19 protein-coding genes and 1 pseudogene are annotated in these 21510 nt (G+C 71.2%); 4 read left to right on the top strand and 16 right to left on the bottom strand.

Features of this window, described 5'->3' with window-relative positions:
- Positions 1-47 precede the first annotated feature (47 nt).
- The 7 genes from ABZU91_RS17405 to ABZU91_RS17375 all read right to left on the bottom strand — a co-directional run bounded on the left by ABZU91_RS17405 (position 48) and on the right by ABZU91_RS17375 (position 10338).
- Positions 48-1025 carry a hypothetical protein gene (locus tag ABZU91_RS17405; protein ID WP_355240934.1) on the bottom strand — a complete coding sequence of 326 codons (978 nt, stop codon included), beginning with the start codon at positions 1023-1025 and terminating at the stop codon, positions 48-50.
- A 32-nt stretch (positions 1026-1057) separates the two neighbouring features.
- Entirely contained in the window at positions 1058-2587 is a 1530-nt protein-coding gene (locus ABZU91_RS17400) for a plastocyanin/azurin family copper-binding protein (protein WP_355240931.1), read from the bottom strand.
- A gap of 8 nt (positions 2588-2595) precedes the next feature.
- Positions 2596-6546, bottom strand: a complete 3951-nt coding sequence (locus ABZU91_RS17395; RefSeq protein WP_355240928.1) for a ThuA domain-containing protein — start codon at positions 6544-6546, stop codon at positions 2596-2598.
- A gap of 18 nt (positions 6547-6564) precedes the next feature.
- Positions 6565-7569 carry a multicopper oxidase domain-containing protein gene (locus tag ABZU91_RS17390; protein WP_355240925.1) on the bottom strand — a complete coding sequence of 335 codons (1005 nt, stop codon included), beginning with the start codon at positions 7567-7569 and terminating at the stop codon, positions 6565-6567.
- A gap of 232 nt (positions 7570-7801) precedes the next feature.
- A complete protein-coding gene (locus tag ABZU91_RS17385) occupies positions 7802-8641 on the bottom strand; it encodes an amino acid ABC transporter ATP-binding protein (RefSeq protein ID WP_355240922.1) in 840 nt (279 codons plus the stop codon).
- Positions 8642-8646: 5 nt separating this feature from the next.
- Complete coding sequence (locus tag ABZU91_RS17380; protein ID WP_355240919.1) at positions 8647-9441, bottom strand: amino acid ABC transporter permease; 795 nt, start codon at positions 9439-9441, stop codon at positions 8647-8649.
- A gap of 78 nt (positions 9442-9519) precedes the next feature.
- Positions 9520-10338 (bottom strand): basic amino acid ABC transporter substrate-binding protein, encoded by an 819-nt coding sequence (locus tag ABZU91_RS17375; protein ID WP_355240916.1) that lies wholly within the window; start codon positions 10336-10338, stop codon positions 9520-9522.
- A gap of 350 nt (positions 10339-10688) precedes the next feature.
- On the opposite strand from ABZU91_RS17375, the pseudogene ABZU91_RS17370 reads away from it, so the two are divergent.
- Positions 10689-11075 (top strand): annotated as a pseudogene (locus ABZU91_RS17370) (helix-turn-helix transcriptional regulator); the annotation flags it as partial.
- A 214-nt stretch (positions 11076-11289) separates the two neighbouring features.
- On the opposite strand, the gene ABZU91_RS17365 reads toward ABZU91_RS17370, so the two are convergent.
- The 3 genes from ABZU91_RS17365 to ABZU91_RS17355 form a co-directional block, all read right to left on the bottom strand.
- Entirely contained in the window at positions 11290-12198 is a 909-nt protein-coding gene (locus ABZU91_RS17365; protein WP_355240914.1) for a hypothetical protein, read from the bottom strand.
- Between the two features lie 73 nt (positions 12199-12271).
- Positions 12272-12934: a response regulator transcription factor gene (locus tag ABZU91_RS17360; protein WP_355240911.1), complete on the bottom strand. Its 663-nt coding sequence runs from the start codon at positions 12932-12934 to the stop codon at positions 12272-12274.
- The gene (locus tag ABZU91_RS17355; RefSeq protein WP_355240908.1) at positions 12931-14049 is read right to left on the bottom strand and encodes a histidine kinase; all 1119 of its coding nucleotides are present in this window, start codon (positions 14047-14049) and stop codon (positions 12931-12933) included. Before ABZU91_RS17355 ends, ABZU91_RS17360 begins: the two co-directional genes overlap by 4 nt.
- A 211-nt stretch (positions 14050-14260) precedes the next feature.
- On the opposite strand from ABZU91_RS17355, the gene ABZU91_RS17350 reads away from it, so the two are divergent.
- Positions 14261-14644 (top strand): DUF6223 family protein, encoded by a 384-nt coding sequence (locus ABZU91_RS17350; RefSeq protein WP_355240905.1) that lies wholly within the window; start codon positions 14261-14263, stop codon positions 14642-14644.
- A 69-nt stretch (positions 14645-14713) separates the two neighbouring features.
- Here ABZU91_RS17350 and ABZU91_RS17345 read toward each other — a convergent pair whose 3' ends face one another.
- Positions 14714-15136 carry a DUF6069 family protein gene (locus ABZU91_RS17345; RefSeq protein ID WP_355240903.1) on the bottom strand — a complete coding sequence of 141 codons (423 nt, stop codon included), beginning with the start codon at positions 15134-15136 and terminating at the stop codon, positions 14714-14716.
- 152 nt (positions 15137-15288) lie between these two features.
- On the opposite strand from ABZU91_RS17345, the gene ABZU91_RS17340 reads away from it, so the two are divergent.
- Together ABZU91_RS17340 and ABZU91_RS17335 are read left to right on the top strand one after the other, a co-directional pair.
- The gene (locus ABZU91_RS17340) at positions 15289-15783 is read left to right on the top strand and encodes a MarR family transcriptional regulator (RefSeq protein ID WP_355240900.1); all 495 of its coding nucleotides are present in this window, start codon (positions 15289-15291) and stop codon (positions 15781-15783) included.
- A gap of 23 nt (positions 15784-15806) precedes the next feature.
- Positions 15807-17318 carry a PLP-dependent aminotransferase family protein gene (locus ABZU91_RS17335; RefSeq protein WP_355240897.1) on the top strand — a complete coding sequence of 504 codons (1512 nt, stop codon included), beginning with the start codon at positions 15807-15809 and terminating at the stop codon, positions 17316-17318.
- Here ABZU91_RS17335 and ABZU91_RS17330 read toward each other — a convergent pair.
- Genes ABZU91_RS17330 through ABZU91_RS17310 form a run of 5 tightly spaced genes read right to left on the bottom strand, consistent with a single transcriptional unit; the run spans position 17263 to position 21485 of the window.
- Complete coding sequence (locus ABZU91_RS17330; protein ID WP_355240895.1) at positions 17263-18723, bottom strand: UbiD family decarboxylase; 1461 nt, start codon at positions 18721-18723, stop codon at positions 17263-17265. The genes ABZU91_RS17335 and ABZU91_RS17330 overlap by 56 nt on opposite strands.
- A complete protein-coding gene (locus ABZU91_RS17325) occupies positions 18720-19088 on the bottom strand; it encodes a chorismate mutase (RefSeq protein WP_355240892.1) in 369 nt (122 codons plus the stop codon). Before ABZU91_RS17325 ends, ABZU91_RS17330 begins: the two co-directional genes overlap by 4 nt.
- The gene (locus ABZU91_RS17320) at positions 19085-19432 is read right to left on the bottom strand and encodes a cupin domain-containing protein (RefSeq protein ID WP_355240889.1); all 348 of its coding nucleotides are present in this window, start codon (positions 19430-19432) and stop codon (positions 19085-19087) included. The genes ABZU91_RS17325 and ABZU91_RS17320 overlap by 4 nt, the downstream gene beginning before the upstream one ends.
- Entirely contained in the window at positions 19422-20120 is a 699-nt protein-coding gene (locus ABZU91_RS17315; protein WP_355240886.1) for a flavodoxin family protein, read from the bottom strand. The genes ABZU91_RS17320 and ABZU91_RS17315 overlap by 11 nt, the downstream gene beginning before the upstream one ends.
- Before the next feature lie 60 nt (positions 20121-20180).
- Positions 20181-21485, bottom strand: coding sequence for a TrpB-like pyridoxal phosphate-dependent enzyme (locus ABZU91_RS17310; protein WP_355240883.1), 1305 nt, complete (start codon positions 21483-21485; stop codon positions 20181-20183).
- Positions 21486-21510: the final 25 nt, after the last annotated feature.

Here is a 21510-nt window from a genome sequence, read left to right as displayed (position 1 = left end):
GGTCTCCCCGGATCCGGGGGTGACCGGCCGCCGCCGTGACCTGACCGTCAGAGCTTCGCGGCGCCCGCCTCGGCGGCCTCCCGCACCGCCGAGGTACGACGAACCTCGGCCCGCTGGTCGCCCGCGTCCTCCCGGTCGGCCGCGGCCATCCGGGCCGCCCGGTTGGCGCTCGGCGCGGCCTGGTCGCCCGTCACACCGCCCCGGATGCGGTTGTTCGCGGCCACCTGCGCGGCCGGGTTGTTACCCGTCACGGTCAACTGACCGTTGATGATGTTGTCGTCGACGGTGACGCCACCGGTGGTGCTGGTGACGCTGACGTCCGTGCCCCAGTAGCCGCCCGAGGCGCAACTGTCGAGGGCGCCGTTCGGCCCGAGCTGGACGCCGCCGAGGTTGCCGGCGAAGGTGGCCCTGCCCCGGACGGCACTGCCGCACACGACGCTGCCGGTGGCGCTGTTGAGCACCGACAGGGTGCCGTCGACGAACGAGTCGTGCACGTCGGTGTAGTAGGTGCCGGTGCTGCTGAGGTTGCGCGTCACCTGCGTGCCGTCGTCGAGGCGTACCTCGCCGGCGCCGACGGTGACGTTGCCGCCGATCGTCGACGCCTCGGCGAACAGGAAACTGTCGATGGTCGCCGAGCCCTTCGGCCGGACGGTCAGCGCACCGGTCTGCGCGTTCTTCAGGAAGAGGCCGTAGCCACCGGCGGCCACCACCACCTGGCCGTCGACTGTCGTGTCGGTGGCGTCGAGGTAGCCGTCGGCGGCGACGCGTACCTCGCCGCTGACCCGGCCGCCGGTCACCACCAGGTTGGCGCCGGCAGCGACCGTGACGTTCCCGGTGATGGTGGTGCCGGTCAGCGCGCAGGACTCGCCGGCCGGGACGAGCAGGTCGTTGGGCACGGTCACCGCACCGCCCGTGCCGATGCAGTGGGTGACCAGGTCGGCGTGGGCGGTGGGCGCCACGGCCAGCACCGAGGCGGCGATGACGGCGCTCACGGTGGCCAGCTTGGCGACGGTACGTCCGGGCATCGTGGTACTCCCTCTCGATGGGATTCGGGTGCTCATGCGCCGACGTCCGATCGGGCCGCGGCCCGGACGATGGCGCCCTGCTGGCGCTTGTTGAGCGTTCCGGCGGTCACCAGCGCGGCGGTGACCGCCTCGACGTGCCGGACGAAGTCGGCGTGGCCGGGGTAGTCGGCGTGCTCGTCGATCAGATCGTTGATGGTGCAGCCGTCGCCGGTGTCGACGTTGGCGACTCCGGTGTCGGCGCCGTCGATGACCACCGTGTCGCGGGTGTCGGACGCGGGGCAGGCATCGGTGCCGTCGGCCACCACCGTGAACGTCGCCGACTGCTCGGCGGAGGTGTTCTGCGCGGTGTCGGTCGCCCGGTAGCGCAGGGTGTGCGCCCCCACGGTGCGGACGGTGACCGGAGCGGTGTACGCGGTCCACGCGCCCGCGTCGAGGGCGTACTCGATCTTCGCCACACCCGAGTCGGCGTCGGTGGCCGTGACGGTCACGGTCGCCGCGCCGACGTACGCGCCGTCGCCGTCGCGGTCGCCGGCCACCGTGGCCGTGACGGTGGGTGCTGTGGTGTCCTCGGCCGGCGGCGCGACGACCGTGAAGTGGGCCATCTGCTCGGCCGAGGTGTTGCCGGCGACGTCGGTGGCCCGGTAGTGCAGCATGTGCATCCCGGCGGCGGTCACCACGATCGGGTTCGTGTACGCCGTGAAGGCGGCGTCGTCGAGGGCGTACTCGATGGTGGCGACCCCCGAGCCGGCGTCGGTGGCGGTCAACGTGGCGGTGGCCGTACCGACGTAGTTGCCGTCGCCGTCGCGGTCGCCGGCCAGCGCGGCCGTGACCACCGGCGCGGTGGTGTCCTCCTCGGTCGGCTCGACGACCCGGAACGACACCGAGCCGACCGCGCTGGTGTTGCCGGCCTGGTCGGTGGCGCGGAACTGCACCGAGTGGTCGCCGACCGCGCTGACCTGCACGGGCTGGGTGTACGGCTGGAAACTGGTGTCGTCGACCTGGTATTCGACTGTCCCCACGCCGGAGTCGGCGTCGGTGGCCGTGACGGTCACCGTCGCCGCGCCGACGTAGTTGCCGTCGCCGTCACGGTCACCGGACACGGCGGCGGTGACGGTCGGTGGCGTGGTGTCGCCGCCTCCCCCGCCGTCGGTGACCACCAGCTCGCCGACCATCTGGCTGTGGCCGGGGATCGAGCAGAAGTAGCGGTACCGGCCCGGGGTCAGCGTGACGGTCGCCTGGTGGCGGCCGTCGTTGGCGTCGAACGGGCTGGCCAGGATGTTGAGTGTGACGTCGTGGTTGTAGCCCTCGGTGGACGTGTCGAAGGTCAGCGTGTGCGGCATGCCGGTGGTGTTGCCGGTGGCCGCGCTGTTCTCCCAGATGATCGTCGTCGCGCCGGCCACCGCCGTGGTGGGCGTGGACTTGTAGCGCGTGGTGTTGTCGTCGGCGGTCCAGGTCAGCACCTGGTCCGCGGCGGCGCGCGGCGCGGCGGACGCGGGCGGCGCGGCCAATGGTGCGGCCAAGAGCATGAACGCCGCCAGCGCTGCCGTGAGTCGTCGAATCATCGTCTCTCCTAGAGTTCCCGCACGCGGATGTTGCGGAACTCGGTCAGGTCGTTGTCACCGTGGTTCTGCAGGCCGATGAAGCCGCGCAGGAACTGCCGCAGGTCGGTCGGCGGGTCGCCGGCCCGGGACGACTGCTTGCCCGGCGTGTTGTCGAACTCGTTGATCACCACGCCGTTGCGGATCATCGTGTAGTGCTGCCCGACCACCCGGATCTCGTAGTCGTTCCACACGTTCTTCGGCGTGACGCGGGCCTCGGCGAGTGACACCGGGTCGAAGTTGTAGACCGAGCCGGTCTTCTGCGGCTCGCCGCTGTCACCGTCGTAGATCTGGATCTCGTGTCCGCAGTAGATCGCCATCCAGGCCGTCGAGGTCCGTGCCGACCCGATGGTTCCGCAACTGCCCGGTGGCCGCTGCTCCAACGGAACCCGCAGGTCCGGGAACCGGATGAAGACACCGGTGTTGGCCCGGTTGGTGCCCGGTGCGATGTCCTTGAACTGCACCTTCAGCGAGAAGTCGCCCAGCTCCTTGGTGTGCCAGAGCATGCCGAGCCCCCCGCTGGAACGCAGTGCCCCGTCGGGCTGGATGCTGAACGACCCCGTCGGCGCCTGCTGCCAACCGCGCAGCGACTCGGCGGTGCCGTCGTAGAGCGGCTCGTACCCGGTGCGACCGTCCCGGCCGATGTCGGACGCGGCGGCCAGGCGGGTGAGCGTGCCCGACTCACGGGCGTTGAGCAGACCGTCGTCCTGCAACGTGCGGGTCACCGCGCTGACGTGCCGGACGAAGGCGTTGTGGTCGGGCCAGGTGCTCTCGTCGTCGATGAGGTCGTTGATCGTGCAGCCCTGCCCGACCGTACGACTGGGCACGCCGGTGTCCGTGTCCCCGAGCCACACCGTGCCCCGGGCGTCGGGCACCGCGCAGCCGACCGTGACCGTGGTCCGCACCGTCGCCGTCTCGCCGTCGGCGTACGTGACGGTGAGCTTCGCGGTGTAGGTGCCGACCTTGGCGTACGTGTGTCGGGGGTCGGCCTCGGTCGACGTGGCGCCGTCGCCGAACTCCCAGCGGTGGCTGACGCCGCCGGACTTCGAGCCAGTGAACGCGATCGTCAACGGCTTGTTCTGCACGGCCACCGAGGTCGCGGCCGGCGCCGGGGTGGGCGCGCCACCGGTGTAGCTGATCCGGATCAGCTTCTGGTTGGGGTGCAGGCTGAAGAACCCGCCTCCGTAGTCGAGCAGGTAGAGCGCGCCGTCCGGGCCGAACTTGGCGTCCATCCAGCTCTGCAACCGGTTGTCGCCGTTGCCGCTGGGGATGATCGCCCGCAGCGACTCGGCGTACACCGGCGGGGCGGCCTGCGGCACGCCGGCCTCGTCGACGGTGACCGCGACCCGGTTGGCCGCGTTCGACTGGTCGCCGATGAGCCACTTGCCGTCCCAGTGCTCCGGCCACGCGACGCCACTGTCGGTGTCGACGAGGCTGCGGTGGTAGGTGGGCCCGGACATGATGGCCTGCCCGCCGCCGCGCAGGTACGGCTGGGTGTAGGTGGCGTCGGCGGCGACGTAGGTGGGCAGGCCGCTGCCGTCGGTCCGCTTCGGGAAGACCGGACCGCCGCCGTCGGGTGAGTACCAGATCATGTTGTCCCGGGCGGCGGGGATGTCCACCAGGCCCGTGTTGCGCGGTGAGGTGTTCGTCAGGTTGTCGCAGTCGTACCAGCCGGTCAGCACGGTGGCGTCGGTGTTGCTGCGGTCCCGGTACGGCTGTCGGTCACCCATGCAGTACGGCCAGCCCTGGTTCCCGGCCGAGGTGATGATGGTGGCCGTCTCGTACTTCGCCGGGCCGAGGGTCGGGCTGGGCGACGGGGCGTCGGGGCCGACCCAGCCGGCGGTCAGCCACTGGTGCACCGGGTCGATCTGGAGGCGGGCGATGTTGCGGACGCCCATCACGTAGATCTCCGGCCGGGTCTTCTCGGTGCCCGGTGGGAAGAGGTTGCCCTCCGGGATGGTGTACGTGCCGTCCGACTCCGGGTGGATCCGGATGATCTTGCCGGCGAGGTCGTTGGTGTTACCCGACGTGCGGCGCGCGTCCTGGAACGAGGTCCCCTGGTACTCCTGCGTCCAGTTGTTGCCGGAGTATCCCTGCGACCCCTCGGAAGAGTTGTTGTCGCCGGAGCCGACGTAGAGGTTGCCCTTCGCGTCGAACGCCATGCCGCCGCCGGCGTGGCAGCAGCTGTGGATCTGCACCGGGAACTGCAACAGGTCCTTGCGGGTGCCCTGGTCGATGGTCTGCGCCTGACGGTCGTACGTGAAGCGGGAGACGGTGCGCTGCCCGATCCGCTTCACCCGGTCGATCGACTCGTGCGGCATCCAGTAGACGTAGAGCCAGCCGTTCTCGGCGAACGTCGGGTCGGGCACGATGCCGAGCAGCCCCTCCTCGTTCTTCACCAACTCGGAGCCGCTGCCCCGGTTGCCCATCACCTCCAGGGTGGTGAGCAGCTTGGCCTGCTTGGTGCGCGGGTCCCAGGCGTGGATGGTGCCGCAGCCCTTGCCGACGTTCGGGTCGTTCCAGTCCTCGATCGGACCGCTCGGACAGGCCGCCTTGCCGACGTAGAAGACGGTGCCGTCGGGCGCGATGGTGAGTCCGTGCGGCTCGCCGATCTGGTCGAGCTGCCCGGTCTGGTTCGCGGCGGTGAGTCGCTCCACCTTGTAGTTCGCGGCGATCGTCGCCTGGCAGTCGCCGCGTACGCGGCCGGTGGTCCAGTTCAGCGCCCCGGTCAGGTGCGCGCGGAACGCCTCCTCGCCGTAGCTGCCCTCGGTGTGGCCCATGCCGGTGTAGAAGGACCGACCGCCGTCGTAGTCCCGGCACCAGGACACCGGGTGGAACGGGCCGTTGGCGCCGGGGCCCGGGTCGTAGTGCCGCTCCTGCACCTGGGCGAGGGTGTGCACCGAGCCGAGTGGGTTCGGGTCCCAGTTGTCCCAGCGGTCCGAGCGGGTGAGGGTCAGCGGCAGCGACGCGGTGGCCGGGTGTTTGCGGTCCAGGATGTCGACCACCGCCCGGTTCACGGGGGTCGGCGGCGGCGCGGTGGCCGCGCCGGTGAACAGGCGCAGGTCGGCGAGCTGGATCAGCGGCTCACCGCTGTTGGCCGTGATGGTCAGCCGGTAGCGGGTGAACTCCTGCGGCGTGGCGATGTCGAACCGGCGGGTCTGGAACCGTTCCGCGAAGCTCTGGTTGGTGCGCTGGTCCAGATCGGACCAGTTCTGACCGTCGGTGGAGCCCTGGAGGGTCCAGTCCTTCGGGTCCCGCCCGACGAAGTCGTTGGCGGACGTCAGCGCGTACCCGGTGATCCGTTTCGGCGCGGCCAGCTCGTACGTCACCCACGCGGTCGGGGTGCGGACCAGCCACTTGGTGTTGGCGTCGCCGTCGGTCAGCTTCTCCTTGGTCTCGGTGGGCGGGTTCTCGCCGCTGGCGGTCACCCGGGCCACCGGCTCGGCCACCGGGATCGCGCCCGCCGGGCGGGCACCGATCAGGCCGGTGAACCAGGCCGAGTCGACCTGCGCGCGAGCGGCGTCGGCGATGCCGACGAAGCCGCCGCCGGCCTTCATGTAGGCCTGCAGCGCCGACTCCTGGTCGCGGTTGAGCGCGGCGCCCGTCGCGGACAGGAAGACCACGCTCCGGTACGCGGACAGTCCGGCAGCGGTGAACACAGCCGGGTCCGTGGTGGCTGTGACATCGATGTCATGACTGACCGCAAGCTGTCGGATGGTGTCCACGGCGCGGGCCACCGGGTCCTGCTGCTCGGTCACCGGCCCGTGGAACACGAGCACGGCCGTCCTGGTCTGCTGCGCCTGCGCTGGCGCCGCGGTCACCGCTCGCGGCGCGGCTGCCGCCGCCGTGGCCGTGGTCGTGGCTGGGATCAGCGTGGCGAAGGCCGCTATCGCGGCGAGGGCTCGTCGTACGTCTCTGGTCATCCCCGTCCCCACTTTCGGTCAGCTTCCGTGCGTGTGGGTGTGGCCCTGGAACCGGTGGATCGCCTCCTCGGCGCCGGGGGGCATGCTGCCGTCGGCGTTGCGCACCAGGAAGATCCCGGCCATGCCGCCGTCCGAGTGGTTCTGCACGTGGCAGTGGTACATCCACGCGCCGGGTCCGACGCCCTCCCCGGCCAGCACCTGGAACCCGAACGAGCTGCCCGGGTTGAGGTCCTTGTTGTCGACGACCAGGCTCGGGTCGGCCGGCCCTTCGAGCATCCCGGTGCGGTTGTCGGCCCAGCGGTGCGCGTGCAGGTGGAAGGTGTGGAAGAGGTTGCCGTGCCCGATGGCGAGCCACTCCACCCGCTGGCCCAGGTTCGCCTCGAAGATGGGCGTGTCCGGGGCCATCCGGTTGTTGATCGTCATGTCGTGGAACACGACGGTGAACTGCCTCTCCGGCAGGATGTCGCCCCGACGTCGGACGATCAGCGCGCCGTACAGGCCCTTCGCGACTCCGGCGGTGCCGTGGTCGGTGCCCATGGCGTGGTCGTGGTAGTGCCAGTAGCCGGCGCTGCCCGGCATGTACCGGCGTCCCGCCGCGGCGACCATCTCGTGCGAGCGCCAGACGTACGTCCGCGTCTCGCCCGGGTCGTTGAAGGAGTCGTTGAACGGGCTGCCGTCCGAGTCGGTGCTGTAGTCCACCCCGTGCGGATGGATGGACAGCCGCTGGGTGGTGGTGTTGACCAGCGTGATCTCCAGGGTGTCACCCTCGTAGATCTCCAGCACCGGCCCGGGCACGGTGGCCTGGCCGGGCGCGAGGCCGTACCCGAACAGCCCGCCGGGCAACTGCTCGGCGTAGATGGTGACCTTCCTGGTCACTCCGGCGGCGGCCTGGGCTGGGCTACCTCCGAACGCGCCACCGAGCGTGGGGGCGGACGCGCCCAACGCTCCGGCTGCGAGCGCCCCGGTGGCGATCAGTGATCGACGGGACAGGTGGCGATGGGAGCCAACGGCGTGATCGTCCATGGGTCTCCGTTCCCGACCGGGCGAAGACGCGACGAGCGCAGGGTGCATCGACCGCCGAGCACAAGGCGGCTGCACGACTGGGGTGAGGATCGTCGCGGACTTCGCTCGGAAGACTCAGAACTTTCGATGGATGAACCCAACTTATGTAATCCATCGACGAAAGTACAGGGTCTGATTGCAGGAAGATTACCGTGACATCACGAGGGCCATCTATCGACGAGGCCCGGGAGGGTCAGAGATCGTGTCGGTCGTCGGCCGGCAGGCTGGGGGTTTCGGGCTGCGCGGGCGACTGCTCAGGCTGACCGAGCCGCGCCACGTGGGTCGGGTCGAGGACCCGGGAGAGGAAGGCGCGCGTCCGCTCGTGCTTCGGCGCGCCCAGCACCTCCTGCGGCGGCCCCTGCTCGACGACCACGCCACCGTCCATGAACACGACGCGGTCCGCCACGTCCCGGGCGAACGCCATCTCGTGGGTGACCACCATCATCGTCATGCCGTCCTCGGCCAGCCCGCGCATGACGGTGAGCACGTCACCGACCAGCTCAGGGTCCAACGCCGAGGTCGGCTCGTCGAAGAGCATCAGCTTCGGCTCCATCGACAGCGACCGGGCGATCGCGACCCGCTGCTGCTGCCCACCGGAGAGCTGCGCCGGGAACGCGTCGGCCTTGTCGGTCAGGCCGACCCGCTCCAGGTTGGCCCGCGCGACCCGCTCGGCCTCGGCGCGGCCGCGCCGCAGCACCTTGCGCTGCGCGACCGTGAGGTTGTTGAGCACGGTCAGGTGCGGGAACAGGTTGAACGACTGGAACACCATGCCGATGCCCCGACGCACGGCGTCGATCTCGACGTCCGGGTCGGTCATCTCCACGCCGTTGACCCGGATCGTGCCCGCGGTCGGTTCCTCCAACAGGTCCACACACCGCAACAGGGTCGACTTGCCGGACCCGGACGGCCCGATCACGCAGACCACCTCGCCCTGACCGACCTCGAAGTCGATGCCCTTGAGCACCTCGATCGGGCCGAAGGACTTGTACAGGTCGCGGATCTCGACGGCGGGGCGGGACGGACTGGTCGTCATGCGGGTCACCGGGCCTTGGCGTAGCGGAGTTCGAGGCGGCGTACCACCTGGGACAGCGGCAGGGTGATGACCAGGTAGGCGAGGCCGGCCACCAGCAGCGGGGTGGCGTTCACCCGGTCGTTGAGCATGTCCCGACCGAACTTGGTGATCTCGATGGTCTGCGCCGTCACGCCCAGCACGTACGCCAGCGACGAGTCCTTGGTGAGCAGGATCAGCTCGTTCGTCAGCGGCGGGATGACGATCCGGAACGCCTGCGGGATGACGATCGTGCGCATGGCGGTGAAGTGCGACATACCGAGGGTGCGGGCCGCCTCCATCTGCCCCTTCGGCACGGCCTGGATGCCGGCCCGGATGGTCTCGGCCATATACGCCGCGGCGGTCAGTCCGAGACCGATCGCGATCGCGCCGAACACGCCGCCGGGGATCTCCCGCTCCGGGAAGGCGATGGGGATGCCGTACCCGACGAGGAAGAGGACCAGCAGCGCCGGCAGACCCCGGAACAGCTCGATGTACGCGGTCGCCAGCCAGCGGTACGGCGCCACCCGGGACAGTCGCATGAGCGCGAGGACGGTGCCGAACACGAGACCGAACGCGAACGCGCCAAGCGTGTAGAGGATCGTGTTGCGCAGCGCCACGGTGATGATCGTCGGGAACATCGACTCGATGATGTCGACGCGGAAGAACGCGTCGGCCAGTCGACCCCAGTCCGCGGCGGCGAGCACCGCGACGATGATCGCGGCGAAGACCAGGTACTGGATACCGAGGGACAGTCGTTCCCGCTGGCGGCGGCGCAGCTTCACGTTGGCTCGTTGCCTTCCCGGAGTGTGTGCTGACGGGAAGGGCGCGCATCCCGCGCGCCCTTCCCTCCTGAGCTTCGATCAGGCGTTCGGCCGCTTGCCGATCCACTTGGAGTAGATCGTGTCGTACGAGCCGTCCTGCTTGGCCTTGGCCAGCGCCTCGTTGATCTTCTTGAGGAGCTCCGGGTTGCCGTCCTTCTTCACCGAGAACCCGTACTGCTCGCCGGTGTCGAACTCGGCGGTCACCGTGAACCCACCCGGGTTCTTGCGGAGGTACTCGGTCCACACCGGCAGGTCGTTGACAGCGGCCTCGACCTGACCGTTCGCCACTGCCTGCTGCAGGCCGGCGAGGTCCTCGAACTCGACCAGCTGCAGGCCCTTCTCCTTCTCGAACTTGCGCGCGTAGTCACGACCGGTGGTGGCCGCCTGCACGCCGAGCTTCTTGCCCCGCAGGTCGTCGAGCGACTTGTACGGCTTGCCGGTCTTGACCAGCATCGCCTGCGTCGCGTCGAAGTACGGGTCGGAAAAGTTCATCACCTTCTGCCGTTCGGCGGTGATGGTCATGCCGGCGGCGGCCGCGTCGCACTTGCCCGTGTTCAGGTCCTGACCGGACTTGATCCCCTCGAAGGGCGTGTCGATGATCGTCTGCTCGACGCCCAACTCCTTTGCCACGAGGTCCATCACGTCGACGTCGAACCCGGTGACCTTGCCGCTGGCGTCCTTGGACTGGAAGGGCGGGTAGGGCAGGTGGGTGCAGACGGTCAGCTTGCCGCTCTCGACCAGCTTGACGCCGCTGGCCTGGACCTCGCTGTCGTCCTTCTTGGCACATCCGGCGGTCACCGCCAGTGCGGCGATCGCCACGACGAGGCCGGCCTGGCGGACTGCGCTACGGACCCTCACGAGTGTGTCCCTCCGGTTCGGCTCCCCTGTTGTGACGGGCAGCCAGGTTGGTACGAAGACGATGTGACAGGGGACGGTACCTGATTCGTGAAACGGTAACTCAGGTCACGCGGTGTAGCCGACGTGCTGCGGCGACCATCACAGTCCGTGAACAGGACAGTCGACCCCGAAGGGGACGATGTGCTGCTCCAGCCGCGACGATCGACATTTGAGTATCCGAGCCACCCCGAACGAGTAGGCCACCGCCCCGGCGACCGCTGCGCCGCCACGAAAGCTGATAGACGATCAGTGGTACCGCCGCCACCAGAGGGTGAGCAGATCCGATCCCGGATGGGAGGGCAGGCCTGAGGATGGACACCTACCCCACGACACCTCAGATGGCCTTCGCGCAGTTCGTCCGCCAAGCCGTCGACGACGCCCGCGAGGAGCACGGCTGGACCGTCGGCGACATCGCACACCACACCGGGGTGAGCCGCTCGACGCTGTTCCGCTGGCTCGCCGGTGACTGGCAGCGTTACCCGGAACTGGCAAAGGTCCGCAGCCTCTGCGCCACCCTCGATCTCTCCATCGCCGCCGCCATCCGGCCACTCGCGATGCCGAACGCGTCAGTGACGCCCCGGGTGCTGGCCGAGGTCGAAACGGACATGGTCTCCATCCGTCGGCGGTTGCTGGACGACACGGTCTCGGCTGCGGACAAGCGCCACATCCGGGACCTCCTGCGCCGCCTCGCCGGACGGGACCTTCCGGTCGAGGCGTCGTCGCCGTCGAGAAACGGCTCCGGCGCCACCCCGCTATCCCCGTCGCGGGCAGGCGCGCCGCGCCGGTAGCCCGATCGGACGAGCGCCGCACAGTCAGCCGGCATCAGCGCGCGGCGCAGCGCGACCTCAGCGCGTGGCGCAGCGCGACCTCAGCGCGTGGCGCAGGCGACCTCAGCGCGTGGCGCAGGCGACCTCAGCGCGTGGCGCGACCTGGCCGGCCCGGACCGGTGCCGGAGCGTCGGGAACCGATGCGGGGAGCCCGCACCACAGGTGAGCTGCCGGCTCCGGGGCGGAAGTCCCGGGCCGCGGCGGCCACCATCTCGTCGGGATCGCCTTCGAGCGTCTGCCGGACGTGCGCCGGGACGATCTCGGACGTGGCCATCGCCAGCCGGACCTGCACCGAGCGGTCGTCGACAAGGGTCGCCAGATCCGCCTCGTCCAGCTCCAGCGCGCGGACCAGCGCGGCCCGTACGTCGACCGCCGGGTCCCCGGCCAGAGCGCTACGCTGCGCGGCGGTGGTCCGCGGGTTGCGGGCGAGCCCCTTGCGGACGCGGACGGTGCGATCGGCCAGCAGGGCGGCGATGACGTCGGGGTCCTGGGTGTGCGTGGCGAGGCGTTCCCGCACCTCGGGTGAGACGTCGTCGACCAGGCGGGCGGCCAGCTCGGGCTCCAGGTCGCGGGTCTCGGCGAGCAGGCCCCGGAGCTCCTTGTCAGGCGCGGCGACCATCACCCGGCGGACCGACTCGTCGCAGGCCGGGTTGCCGGCGACGGCCCACCGGACCCACCGGTCCGCGTCCTTGACCAGACGCAGGAGATTGCCGACCGAGGTCGCGGGATTGCGCGCCACGGCTTCCCGGACATGACGATCATGGTCGCGGGTCAGCGACCGCAGGGCCTGCGCGGGCGCGTCCGGCCGCGCCGCGACCGCCTTGCGAACCGCGACCGACGCATCGGACGCCAGGTCGATGAGGGTCATCTGTGGCGTTGTGGGGTCGTGTGCGACGGCGAGCCGCGCGTCCGCCCCATCACCGGTCGGACGGTCGGTCGTGGTGCCTGACCCGCTGTTCCGGTCGGCCCCGCCGACGTGCTGCTGCTTGCCCATGGGCGCAATCATGGCACGCGCCGAGGCGGACCCCGCGCCGCGCAGCCGTGCCCGCCGCGCCGAGCAGCCGAGGTCAGTCGCGCCGTGGGGCCACCAGACCGGACTCGTACGCGACGACCACGAGCTGGGCACGGTCACGGACGTGCAGCTTGGTCATCGCCCGGTTCACGTGGGTCTTGGCGGTCAACGGGCTGATCACCATGCGCGCCGCCACCTCGTCGTTGGACAGCCCCTGGGCGACCAGGACGACGGCCTCGCGTTCCCGGCTGGTCAACTCCCCGAGACCGGTCGGGGCACGCAGATGGCGTGGCTCGGCGACGTACCGGTCGATGAGCCGGCGCGTGATCGACGGCGCGAGCAGCGCGTCACCCCGCGCGGCGACGCGTACGGCGTGCAGGAAGTCCTCCGGCTCGATGTCCTTGACCAGGAACCCGGCAGCGCCGGCGCGCAGCGCGTGGAAGACGTGTTCGTCGAGGCCGTAGTTGGTCAGGATGACGACGTGCACTCCGGCCAGGGCTGGATCGGCGGCGATGAGCCGGGTCGCCTCGATGCCGTCCAGCACCGGCATCTGGATGTCGATGAGGGCGATGTCGGGTAGGTGCCGACGGGCGAGGGCCACACCCTCCCGGCCGTCGGCGGCCTCGGCCACCACCTCGATGTCGTCCTCGATGTCCAGGAGCGCGCGGAAGCCGCTGCGCAGGAGCGCCTGGTCGTCGACCAGCAGGACGCGGATCACGCGGACGGCCCGACCGGCAGTTCGGCGCGGACGGTGAAGCCACCCTCGTCGCGGGGCGCCGCGTGCAGGTGCCCACCCAGGGCGGTGACCCGTTCGCGCATGCCGAGCAGCCCGACTCCGGGCGTCGGTACGGCGGCCGGTGTGGCCGTGCCGTCGTCGTCGACACGGATCGCGAGGGCGTCCGGACGGTAGTCGACGCGGACCGACGCGGTGGCCGCGGCGGAGTGCCGGGCGACGTTCGTGAGCGACTCCTGGACGATCCGGTAGGCGGTCCGGTCCACGGCCACGGGCACGGCCTGCCGTCGCCCCTGCACCGTCAACGTCGCGTCCAACCCGGCCATCCGCGCCCGCTGCACCAGCTCCGGCAGGTGGTCGAGGCCGCGCGGCGGGTTCCTGCCGTCGTCGCGCAGCGCCTCCAGGGTCGCGCGCAGCTCACGGCTGGCCTCACGGCCGGCTTCGCGGATCGCCAGCAACGCCTCCGGTACCGCCTCGCCACGCCGACGGGCCACGTGGACGGCCACCTCGGCCTGCACCTTGATGATCGAAATCTGGTGGGTGAGCGAGTCGTGCAACTCCCGGGCGATGTGCAGCCGTTCCTCGTCGGCGCGTCGACGCGCGGTCTCCTCCCGGGTGCGCTCGGCCTCGTCGGCCCGTCGCTCGGCCTGCCGCAACGCCTCACCGGCGGCGCCGGCGGCGATCAGCCACGCCACCTCGAGCGCGCCCCGGGCCCGTGCGAGCGCCTCGCCCAACGGCAGGTCCTGCGGCGGGGCGAGTGCCGTGAGGGGCAGCGCGACGAGCATCAGCACGGCGGCGACGACCGTGACGACGCGGTGGCCGGCCCGGACACCGGTGTAGACCGCGACCAGGAAGGCGACGGCCGGCACGTCGAAACCGACCGCCTGGTAGCCCACGGCGCACAGCCCGGTGACGGCCAGGACGGCGACCGGCCACCGACGGCGCACCGCCAGCGCCAGACCGCCGGCGGCCAGCAGCGGATAACCGAGCAGGTCGACGTCGATCGTGGACTGCTCCGCGGACAGCCCGGCGACCACCAGCACCACCGCCACGCCGACGGCGATGGTCCAGTCCCGGACACCGGCACGCCCTGTGCTCATGGGCGCACCCTAGCCCGAGGTACGCCCCCGGCGACTCCTGCGCGCGAACGACCGGCGACTACCACGTTCGCGGTAGACACGCGGCGCACGCGCCGTACGTGGCAGGCGAGTGCGCCCATGGTGGCAGCCCGAAGAGCCTCCGGCTGCCGGACGACCGGCGGCCGACGTGGCGACACGATCGAACGACACGACGTACGAGAGGGAGAAGCACATGTCGGTGTTCACCGCTGCCAGGTCCGCTCTGATCGAGGGGTTCGCCGCCCCTGAACAGCCGTTGGCGGCCACCGTCACCACCATGAGCGCCGGTCGGCTCGGGGCGAGCGTGGGTGGTCTGCTGGCCCTGGCGGGGGTGATCGTCGGCGCGGTGGCCCTGGCCCGACCGAGAAGTCGCGTCGGTACCGGCACCGGCATGCTCGGCGCCACCGTGGCCCTCACGTCGGGACTGCTCGGTGTGTGCCTCGGCGCGCTGGTAGTGGCGACCTCCGACAACGGGATCGGCACCGGCAACGGGCGGGGCGGGGCGTACGTGGCCCTGGTGGTGGGGTTGGCCGCCCTGGGTCTCGGCGGCCTGGCGTTGAGCCGCGTACGCGGTTGAGCAATCGCCCGTCCTGCTCGGCGCGGGAGCAGGACGGGCGATCACCAGCGGCTGTTGGACCATCCGTCGTCAGGCGTGCCGCGCGCCTCTGCGGAAGCCCAGGATCACGACCGCGCCCACCACCAGGTGCATCAGGACGAGGGCGAACCTGGTGCCGGCCGTGGCGTCGACCAGGGACGCGGGCACGAGAGACAGCACGAGGACGGCGACGGCGATCCCCGTCCAGATCGTCGTGGCGCGCGCCGAGACCCGCTCGAGCACCGCGAGCAGGCCCCAGCCGAGCAGCGCCGCCACCGCTGCGTTCAGGACGACGGCGAGCACCGTGACGTCCCGCGGGCCGGCGCCCTGGTCGACGGTGAGCTGCGCGCCGGCGAGGGTGGCGATCGACCACACGGCCACGGCGGCGAGCACGGCGACCACGGAGGCGATGGACCGGTCTCGCACGCGCGAAGCGCCGTCGACGGCCCGGGGAGCAGAGGTTTCCGCAGACATCAGGGTGACTCCTCAGTGGAGGGAAGGGGTGTCGAGATCGAACCGTACCAGAAGGTTCCGTTCTTAACTATCTCGTTCTTAACTTGTTGCCGGCACCGGGATGCTCCGCTACGAGATAGTTCGAATCACGAACCAATTGCTAGGCTGCCGCCATGACCACCCGAGCCTCGGGAGCCGACGCCGTAGCGCCCGACCTGATGTTTCTGATGTCCTGGGCCACCCACGCGCTGGCGCAGGAGCACGCCGCCGCCCTCTCCGGACTGGGCGTCTCGACGCGTGCCTACTGCGTGCTCGACCGCGGCAGCACCGGCGAGTTCACCCAGAGTCAGCTGGGCGAGATGTGCGGCATCGACAAGACGACGATGGTCGTCACCCTCGACGAGCTGGAACGCGCCGGCCTGGTCGGACGCCGCACCTCGACGACCGACCGACGCGCCCGCATCGTCACCGTCACGCCCGACGGCGAACGGTTGGTCGCCGAGGCGCGGCAGATCGTCACGCGACTGCAGGGTGACATCCTCGCCACGATCCCGGCGCGTGACCGCACGACCTTCCTGGACGTGCTCGGGCAACTGGTGGACGGCCGACTGTCGACGTTCGTGCAGGCCGAGCGTCCCGCCCGCAGGCGATCCTCCCGGGCAGCCTGACCTCGACCGGGGAGCATGGACAGGTGAGTTCGGATCGGCTCCTCGTCACGCTGGACCGCGCGAGTCCGGTGCCGCTGCAACAGCAGCTCTGTGACCAGATCAGCTCATCCGTACGCGCCGGCCGGCTGCGCCCCGGTGACACGGTGCCGCCCAGCCGCGAGCTGGCACACCAGCTCGGGGTCTCCCGGACGGTGGTGACCCGCGCCTACGAGCTGCTGCGGGCCAACGGGGTACTCACGTCGCGCCGCGGTTCCGGTACGCGGATCAGCGCCGCCCTGGCCGGCTCACCACCACCCGCCCCGCACGTCGCCCGCGCGCACCTGCGACCCGAGCCCCCGCTCCCCACCGACGCCGGAAGCCCACTGTGGAAGCCCTGGGAGCCGGCGCCGATGCACCGGCCGGACGGGACGTACGACTTCCGGCACGGCACACCGGCGCTGGCCAGCTTTCCGGTGACCCGGTGGCGGCAGTCGCTCGCCGACGCGGTCAGCCGGGCTGACGCGGTGGCGTTGGGCTACGGCCCGGCGGAGGGTTCCCCGTCGTTACGTACCCAGATCACCGCGCTGCTGCGGCGCAGCCGGGCACTGGACGCCCGCCGCGAGGACACGGTCGTGACCAGCGGCGCGACCCAGGCCATGGACATCCTGGTCCGGCTGCTCGTCGGCCCGGACGACGTGGTGGTCATCGAGGACCCGAGTCACACCGTGCTGCGGCAGATCTTCGGCTACTCGCGGGCCGCCGTGGTGCCGGTGCCGGTCGACGAGGAGGGCCTGCGGGTCGACGAGATCGACCGCCGGGTCCGCGCGCACGGCCTCGACCCGGCCCGGGTACGCCTCGTCTACGTCACCCCGTCGCACCAGTTCCCGACCGGGTTCATCATGTCCGAGCGGCGACGACGGGCGCTGCTGCGCTGGGCCCGCGAACACGCGGCGACGGTGCTGGAGGACGACTACCACAACGAGTTCACCTTCGCCGAGGAGCGGCTCCCGTCGCTGGCCGCCGACCCGCAGGACGCGGACGTCGTCTACGTCGGCAGCTTCAGCAAGACCCTCTTCCCGTCACTGCGGATCGGGTACGCGGTGTTGCCGCCGCACCTCGTCCGCTCGTTCCTGGGCGTCAAGTGGATCACCGACCGGTTGACCCCGACGTTGAACCAGGAGGCGCTGGCCGAGTTCATCTCCTCCGGCGCGTACGCCCGGCACATCGGCCGGATGGACCGCCTCTACCGCCAACGGCGGGCCCGGCTGCTGGAGGCGCTGTACGAGCACTTCGGCGCTGGGGTGCGGATCTCCGGCACGGCGGCCGGGCTGCACGTCCTGGTGACCCTGGGCGGCGCGCCCGACGTCGACGAGGCCGAGATCGTGCGCGCCGCCGCCGCACGAGGCGTACGGGTCTACCCCGCCTCGGGCTACTTCGTCACCCGCCCGCCCACCGAGCCGACCTTCCTGATCGGGTACGCGGCACTGCCCGCCGCACGGATCACCGAGGGAGTGGCGCTGCTGGCCGCCGCGGTGCGGGGCGTGACGGCTCGGTGAAGCGGGGCCGGTGGAACCGGGCGCTCTGCGCGTACGGGACGGTGCAGTCGAACACGGCCTTGGCCGTGCGCCCGTCGGCCGAGAGCGACGGGGAGTAGCCGGTGTGCTGGCTCGGGTCGAGGGGAAAACCCTCCCGGTCGGGCAGCACGACGAGGTCCTGGTCGGCCTGGAAGCGGGTGACCATCGCCCACCACAGGTCCTGGTCGGACTCGATGTCGACGTCCTCGCCCACGCACAGCACCAGCTTGGCCATCCGGAACTGCTCCAGCACCGCCTCGGCGGCGGCGCGTACCGCGACGTCGTCGTCGGGCCCGCGCTTGGCCGGCCACTGGAGCACCACCATGAGCTGGCCTCCGCCGGAGGTGTGGCAGTGCGCCGCGAGCGCCGGTGTCCCCCGCTGCCGCAGCACGTCCAGCACGGCGGCCTCCATCCCGAAACCGAGCAGCACCGACTGCTCGTGGCCGGGCCCGGAGACCGCCTGCAGGATCGGGCTCTCCCGGGCGGTGATCGCGGTGACCCGGATCAGCGGCAGCGACGGATGTGCCCGACCCTGGTAGCCGAGGAACTCCGGCGTGGCCACGGTGCCGTGCGCGCTCTCCGGCGCATGGTCGGCCAGCAGCTCGCCCTCGATGACGTACTCGGCGTGGGCGATGAACTCGGCGTCCACGGTGGCGCAGGGCAGCAGCTCCACCGCCTGACCGGCGAGCGCACCCGCCACCGCCAGCTCGTCGAGGTCGGACGGAACCAGCGACGTCGGGCAGCAGGAGGACAGCAGCACCGCCGGGCTCAGGCCGAGGTGGATCGCCACCGGCAGCGGACGGCCCCGGCGCAGGGCGGCCTGGTACGCGAGTTCCAGGTCGCGCCCCGGCACCATCCAGATCGTCAGCGTGTCGGGGCCCTGCACGCACATGCGGTGCACGGAGAGGTTGCGGACCCCGGTGTCCGGGTCGGTGGCGAGCACCGCGCCGAGGGTCAGATAGGGCCCGGCGTCCTCGTCGGTGAGGACCGGCACCGGCAGCGCGGTCAGATCCAGCGGCAGCCCCTCGCGGGGCCAGCGCGACGGGTCGGCGCAGGACACCGACGGCCGGGGAGCTGCCACCGCGTCGAGCAGCCGGTGCGGCAGTTCGGCAGGCGTGCAGCCGAGCAGCCCGGCAGCCCGGCGGCGGGTGCCGTACAGGCCCATCAGCACCGCACGGGTGGGCCCGTCGTCGGGGCGTACCCGGTCGAACAGCACGGCCGGGCCGGCGCCCGTGGGCGGGGCGGCGGGCGCACCCGCCCAACGGGCGTAGTGGGCGGACACGCCGTAACGGGCGGGCAGTTCGGTGGCGACGCGCACCAGCTCGCCGGGGAGCGGATCGAGGCTGGCCAGGGCGTGCCGCAGGTCGATCGGCGAGCGATGGCTCATCTGGTGTCCGTCGGCGGCGCGGCGGCGCGGCGGGCCGCCAACATGTCGAGCTGCATCAGGGTCAGCTCCTCGATGAGGGCTCGGTACGCGCCGACGGCCACCTCGGGCGGCATGCCGTGCCCGACGGCCAGGCCGTGTACGCGGTCGAGGACCTGCCGCACCCGCTCGGGTGAGCGGACGGTCGTCTCGTCCGTCTTGTGCACGGTCAGCTCCCGCACCACGCGGGTGCGCTCGGCCAGCAGGGCGATGATCTGCCGGTCGAGCCCGTCGATGGCGACCCGCAGCTCGGCGATCCGCGCCGGACCGTCGGCGTCGCCGGCCCCCGTCGACCCGGCCGGCGACACGACACGGTGCTGGTCGCTCACGGCTGCGGCACCTCGTCGACCACGAAGACGACCGTGGGCTCGGCGTCGCTGCCCTGGGAGCGGTGCTCCTCGTCGTCGGGGATGACGAAGCCCATGCCGGGCCGGCACGGCACCGACCGGTCCCGGAAGTGGATGGTGAACTCGCCCTGGAGCACGTAGCCGGTGTGCCCGCGCAGACACCAGTGGTGCTCGTCGAAGCCGGGCGGCAGCTCCAACAGGCGCAGACGCTGACCGCCCACGAAGGTCATCTTGACCCGGCCCTCGGCGCCCGGCTTGTCCCACCTCTGCCACTCGGTTGCCGGGAAGTCGATGCCGACCGGCGCGGCGACCTGCTCAGTGGACATTCTCGATATCTCCTCTGCTCTGGACGGGTTCGGTGCGGCGGGGCCGCGGGACGCGTTCGTTGCGGTCCCGGCGCGGGAGGACCGGACCACCGTCGGCCCGCTGGTGCCGCTTGAGCAGCTGCACCATGTCGAGCATCCGGTGCACCATCCGCTCGAGCGCGTCGACGCCCTCGGCGTCGGTCAGGCCGGGACTGCCGGTGGTGTTGCGCAGCAGGACGGGGAATCCGCTGCCCACCAGGATCATCCGGTTGAGCAGCAGGTTGTTGACGATCTGGTTGTGCACCGAGGAGTCGCTGTACCGACGCCCGGTGACGATGATGCCGCCGACCTTGTCGGCCAGCGGGCGGGTGAACCGCAGATAGCCGACGCCCGCCCGCTCGATGAAGACCTGCATGAGGTGGGCGAGGCCGAAGCCGTGCACCGGGGCCGCGTAGATCAGCCCGTCGGCGGCGGCCATCTGCTCCACCAGGGCGGGGACGTCGTCGTCCACCACGCAGGGCAGCGTGCGGCTGTTGCAGTCGCCGCACGGGCTGCACGGCGAGATGCGGTGCTCACGGAGCACGATGCTGCGCAGGGTCGCGCCGCGCTCGGCGATCAGGCGGCCGGCGTACGCGATGGCGTGGTCGGTGTTGCCACCGGCCCGTTCCGATCCGTTGATGGCGAGGATGGTCGCTGCTTCGCTGTGCATTGGCACCCCCGGTGCTCGGCGCGGGGGCGGACGCCACGACGGCGTCCACCCCCAGCGAGATCAGTCCGTCAGCTTTCCGGCGAAGTAGTCGATGTAGGCCTGCATGTCGAAGTGGCCGTGCCCGGAGAGGGAGAAGACGATCGCCTTGGACTCGCCGGTCTCCCGGCAGTGCAGGGCCTCGTCCACCGCGACCCGGACGGCGTGGGTGGACTCCGGCGCCGGCACGATGCCCTCGCTGCGGGCGAACAGCACACCGGCCTCGAAGCAGGCGCTCTGTGGCACCGCTCGCGCCTCGATGAGGTCGATGTCCCGCAGCGCGCTGATGATCGGGGCCATGCCGTGGTAGCGCAGGCCACCGGCGTGGATGGCCGGTGGCCGGAAGTCGTGGCCCAGGGTGTGCATCTTGGTCAGCGGAGTGAGGCCGGCGGTGTCGCCGAAGTCGTAGTCGTAGGTGCCCCTGGTCAGCGACGGGCAGGAGGCCGGTTCGACCGCGACGAACCGCACCGCCGGGCCGCCGCCCAGTTGCCGGCGCAGGAACGGCAGGGCCAACCCGGCGAAGTTGGAACCGCCGCCGGCCGCGCCGATGACGACGTCCGGGTAGTCGTCGGCCATGGCGAGCTGGAGCAGCGCCTCCTGGCCGATGATCGTCTGGTGCATCAGCACCAGGTTGAGCACCGAGCCGAGGGCGTACTTGGCGGTGCCGCCGCTGAGCATCGCCGCCTCCACCGCCTCGGAGATGGCCAACCCGAGGCTGCCGGTGGAGTCGGGGTCGGCGGCGAGGGCCGCCCGGCCCGCCTCGGTGCGATCGCTCGGGCTCGCCGTGACCGACGCGCCGAACGTCTCCATCAGCCCGCGCCGGTACGGCTTCTGGTCGTAGCTGACCCGCACCATGAAGACCTCGCAGTCGAGGCCGAAGTACGTGCAGGCCATCGAGAGCGAACTGCCCCACTGGCCGGCGCCGGTCTCCGTGGTCAGCCGCTGCACGCCGTCGAGCTTGCTGTAGTACGCCTGCGGCACGGCGGTGTTCGGCTTGTGGCTGCCGGACGGGCTGACCCCCTCGTACTTGAAGTAGATCCGGGCCGGGGTGTCGAGGGCCCGCTCCAGGCGGTGGGCGCGCACGAGCGGGCTGGGCCGCCACTGGCGGTAGATGTCGAGCACCGGCCCGGGGATGTCCACGTCCCGTTCGGTGCTGAACTCCTGCTCGATCATGCCGCTGGCGAAGAGCGGTGCGAGGTCCGCCGGGGTGAGGGGTTCCCGGGTGCCGGGGTGCAGCATCGGGGGCAGGCCCTTGGGCAGGTCGGGAACCACGTTGTACCAGGTCGTCGGGATGTCACTCTCGGGCAGCACGAACTTCGACGTGGTCATGGCCTCTTCCGATGAGGGGTGGGTG

The sequence above is a fragment of the Micromonospora sp. NPDC005174 genome (assembly GCF_040608495.1).
GTDB lineage: Bacteria > Actinomycetota > Actinomycetes > Mycobacteriales > Micromonosporaceae > Micromonospora.
The sequence above is the reverse complement of the archived record's forward strand: the minus strand, read 5'-3'. Positions and strand labels throughout refer to the sequence as shown.

Coding starts and splice junctions, on each gene's coding strand:
- ABZU91_RS17400 (WP_355240931.1), bottom strand. CDS start 2,587: ATGATTCGACGACTCACGGCAGCGCTGGCGGCGTTCATGCTCTTGGCC.
- ABZU91_RS17355 (WP_355240908.1), bottom strand. CDS start 14,049: ATGAGCACAGGGCGTGCCGGTGTCCGGGACTGGACCATCGCCGTCGGC.
- ABZU91_RS17350 (WP_355240905.1), top strand. CDS start 14,261: ATGTCGGTGTTCACCGCTGCCAGGTCCGCTCTGATCGAGGGGTTCGCC.
- ABZU91_RS17365 (WP_355240914.1), bottom strand. CDS start 12,198: ATGGGCAAGCAGCAGCACGTCGGCGGGGCCGACCGGAACAGCGGGTCA.
- ABZU91_RS17340 (WP_355240900.1), top strand. CDS start 15,289: ATGACCACCCGAGCCTCGGGAGCCGACGCCGTAGCGCCCGACCTGATG.
- ABZU91_RS17330 (WP_355240895.1), bottom strand. CDS start 18,723: ATGAGCCATCGCTCGCCGATCGACCTGCGGCACGCCCTGGCCAGCCTC.
- ABZU91_RS17320 (WP_355240889.1), bottom strand. CDS start 19,432: ATGTCCACTGAGCAGGTCGCCGCGCCGGTCGGCATCGACTTCCCGGCA.
- ABZU91_RS17390 (WP_355240925.1), bottom strand. CDS start 7,569: ATGGACGATCACGCCGTTGGCTCCCATCGCCACCTGTCCCGTCGATCA.
- ABZU91_RS17315 (WP_355240886.1), bottom strand. CDS start 20,120: ATGCACAGCGAAGCAGCGACCATCCTCGCCATCAACGGATCGGAACGG.
- ABZU91_RS17385 (WP_355240922.1), bottom strand. CDS start 8,641: ATGACGACCAGTCCGTCCCGCCCCGCCGTCGAGATCCGCGACCTGTAC.
- ABZU91_RS17345 (WP_355240903.1), bottom strand. CDS start 15,136: ATGTCTGCGGAAACCTCTGCTCCCCGGGCCGTCGACGGCGCTTCGCGC.
- ABZU91_RS17310 (WP_355240883.1), bottom strand. CDS start 21,485: ATGACCACGTCGAAGTTCGTGCTGCCCGAGAGTGACATCCCGACGACC.
- ABZU91_RS17395 (WP_355240928.1), bottom strand. CDS start 6,546: ATGACCAGAGACGTACGACGAGCCCTCGCCGCGATAGCGGCCTTCGCC.
- ABZU91_RS17405 (WP_355240934.1), bottom strand. CDS start 1,025: ATGCCCGGACGTACCGTCGCCAAGCTGGCCACCGTGAGCGCCGTCATC.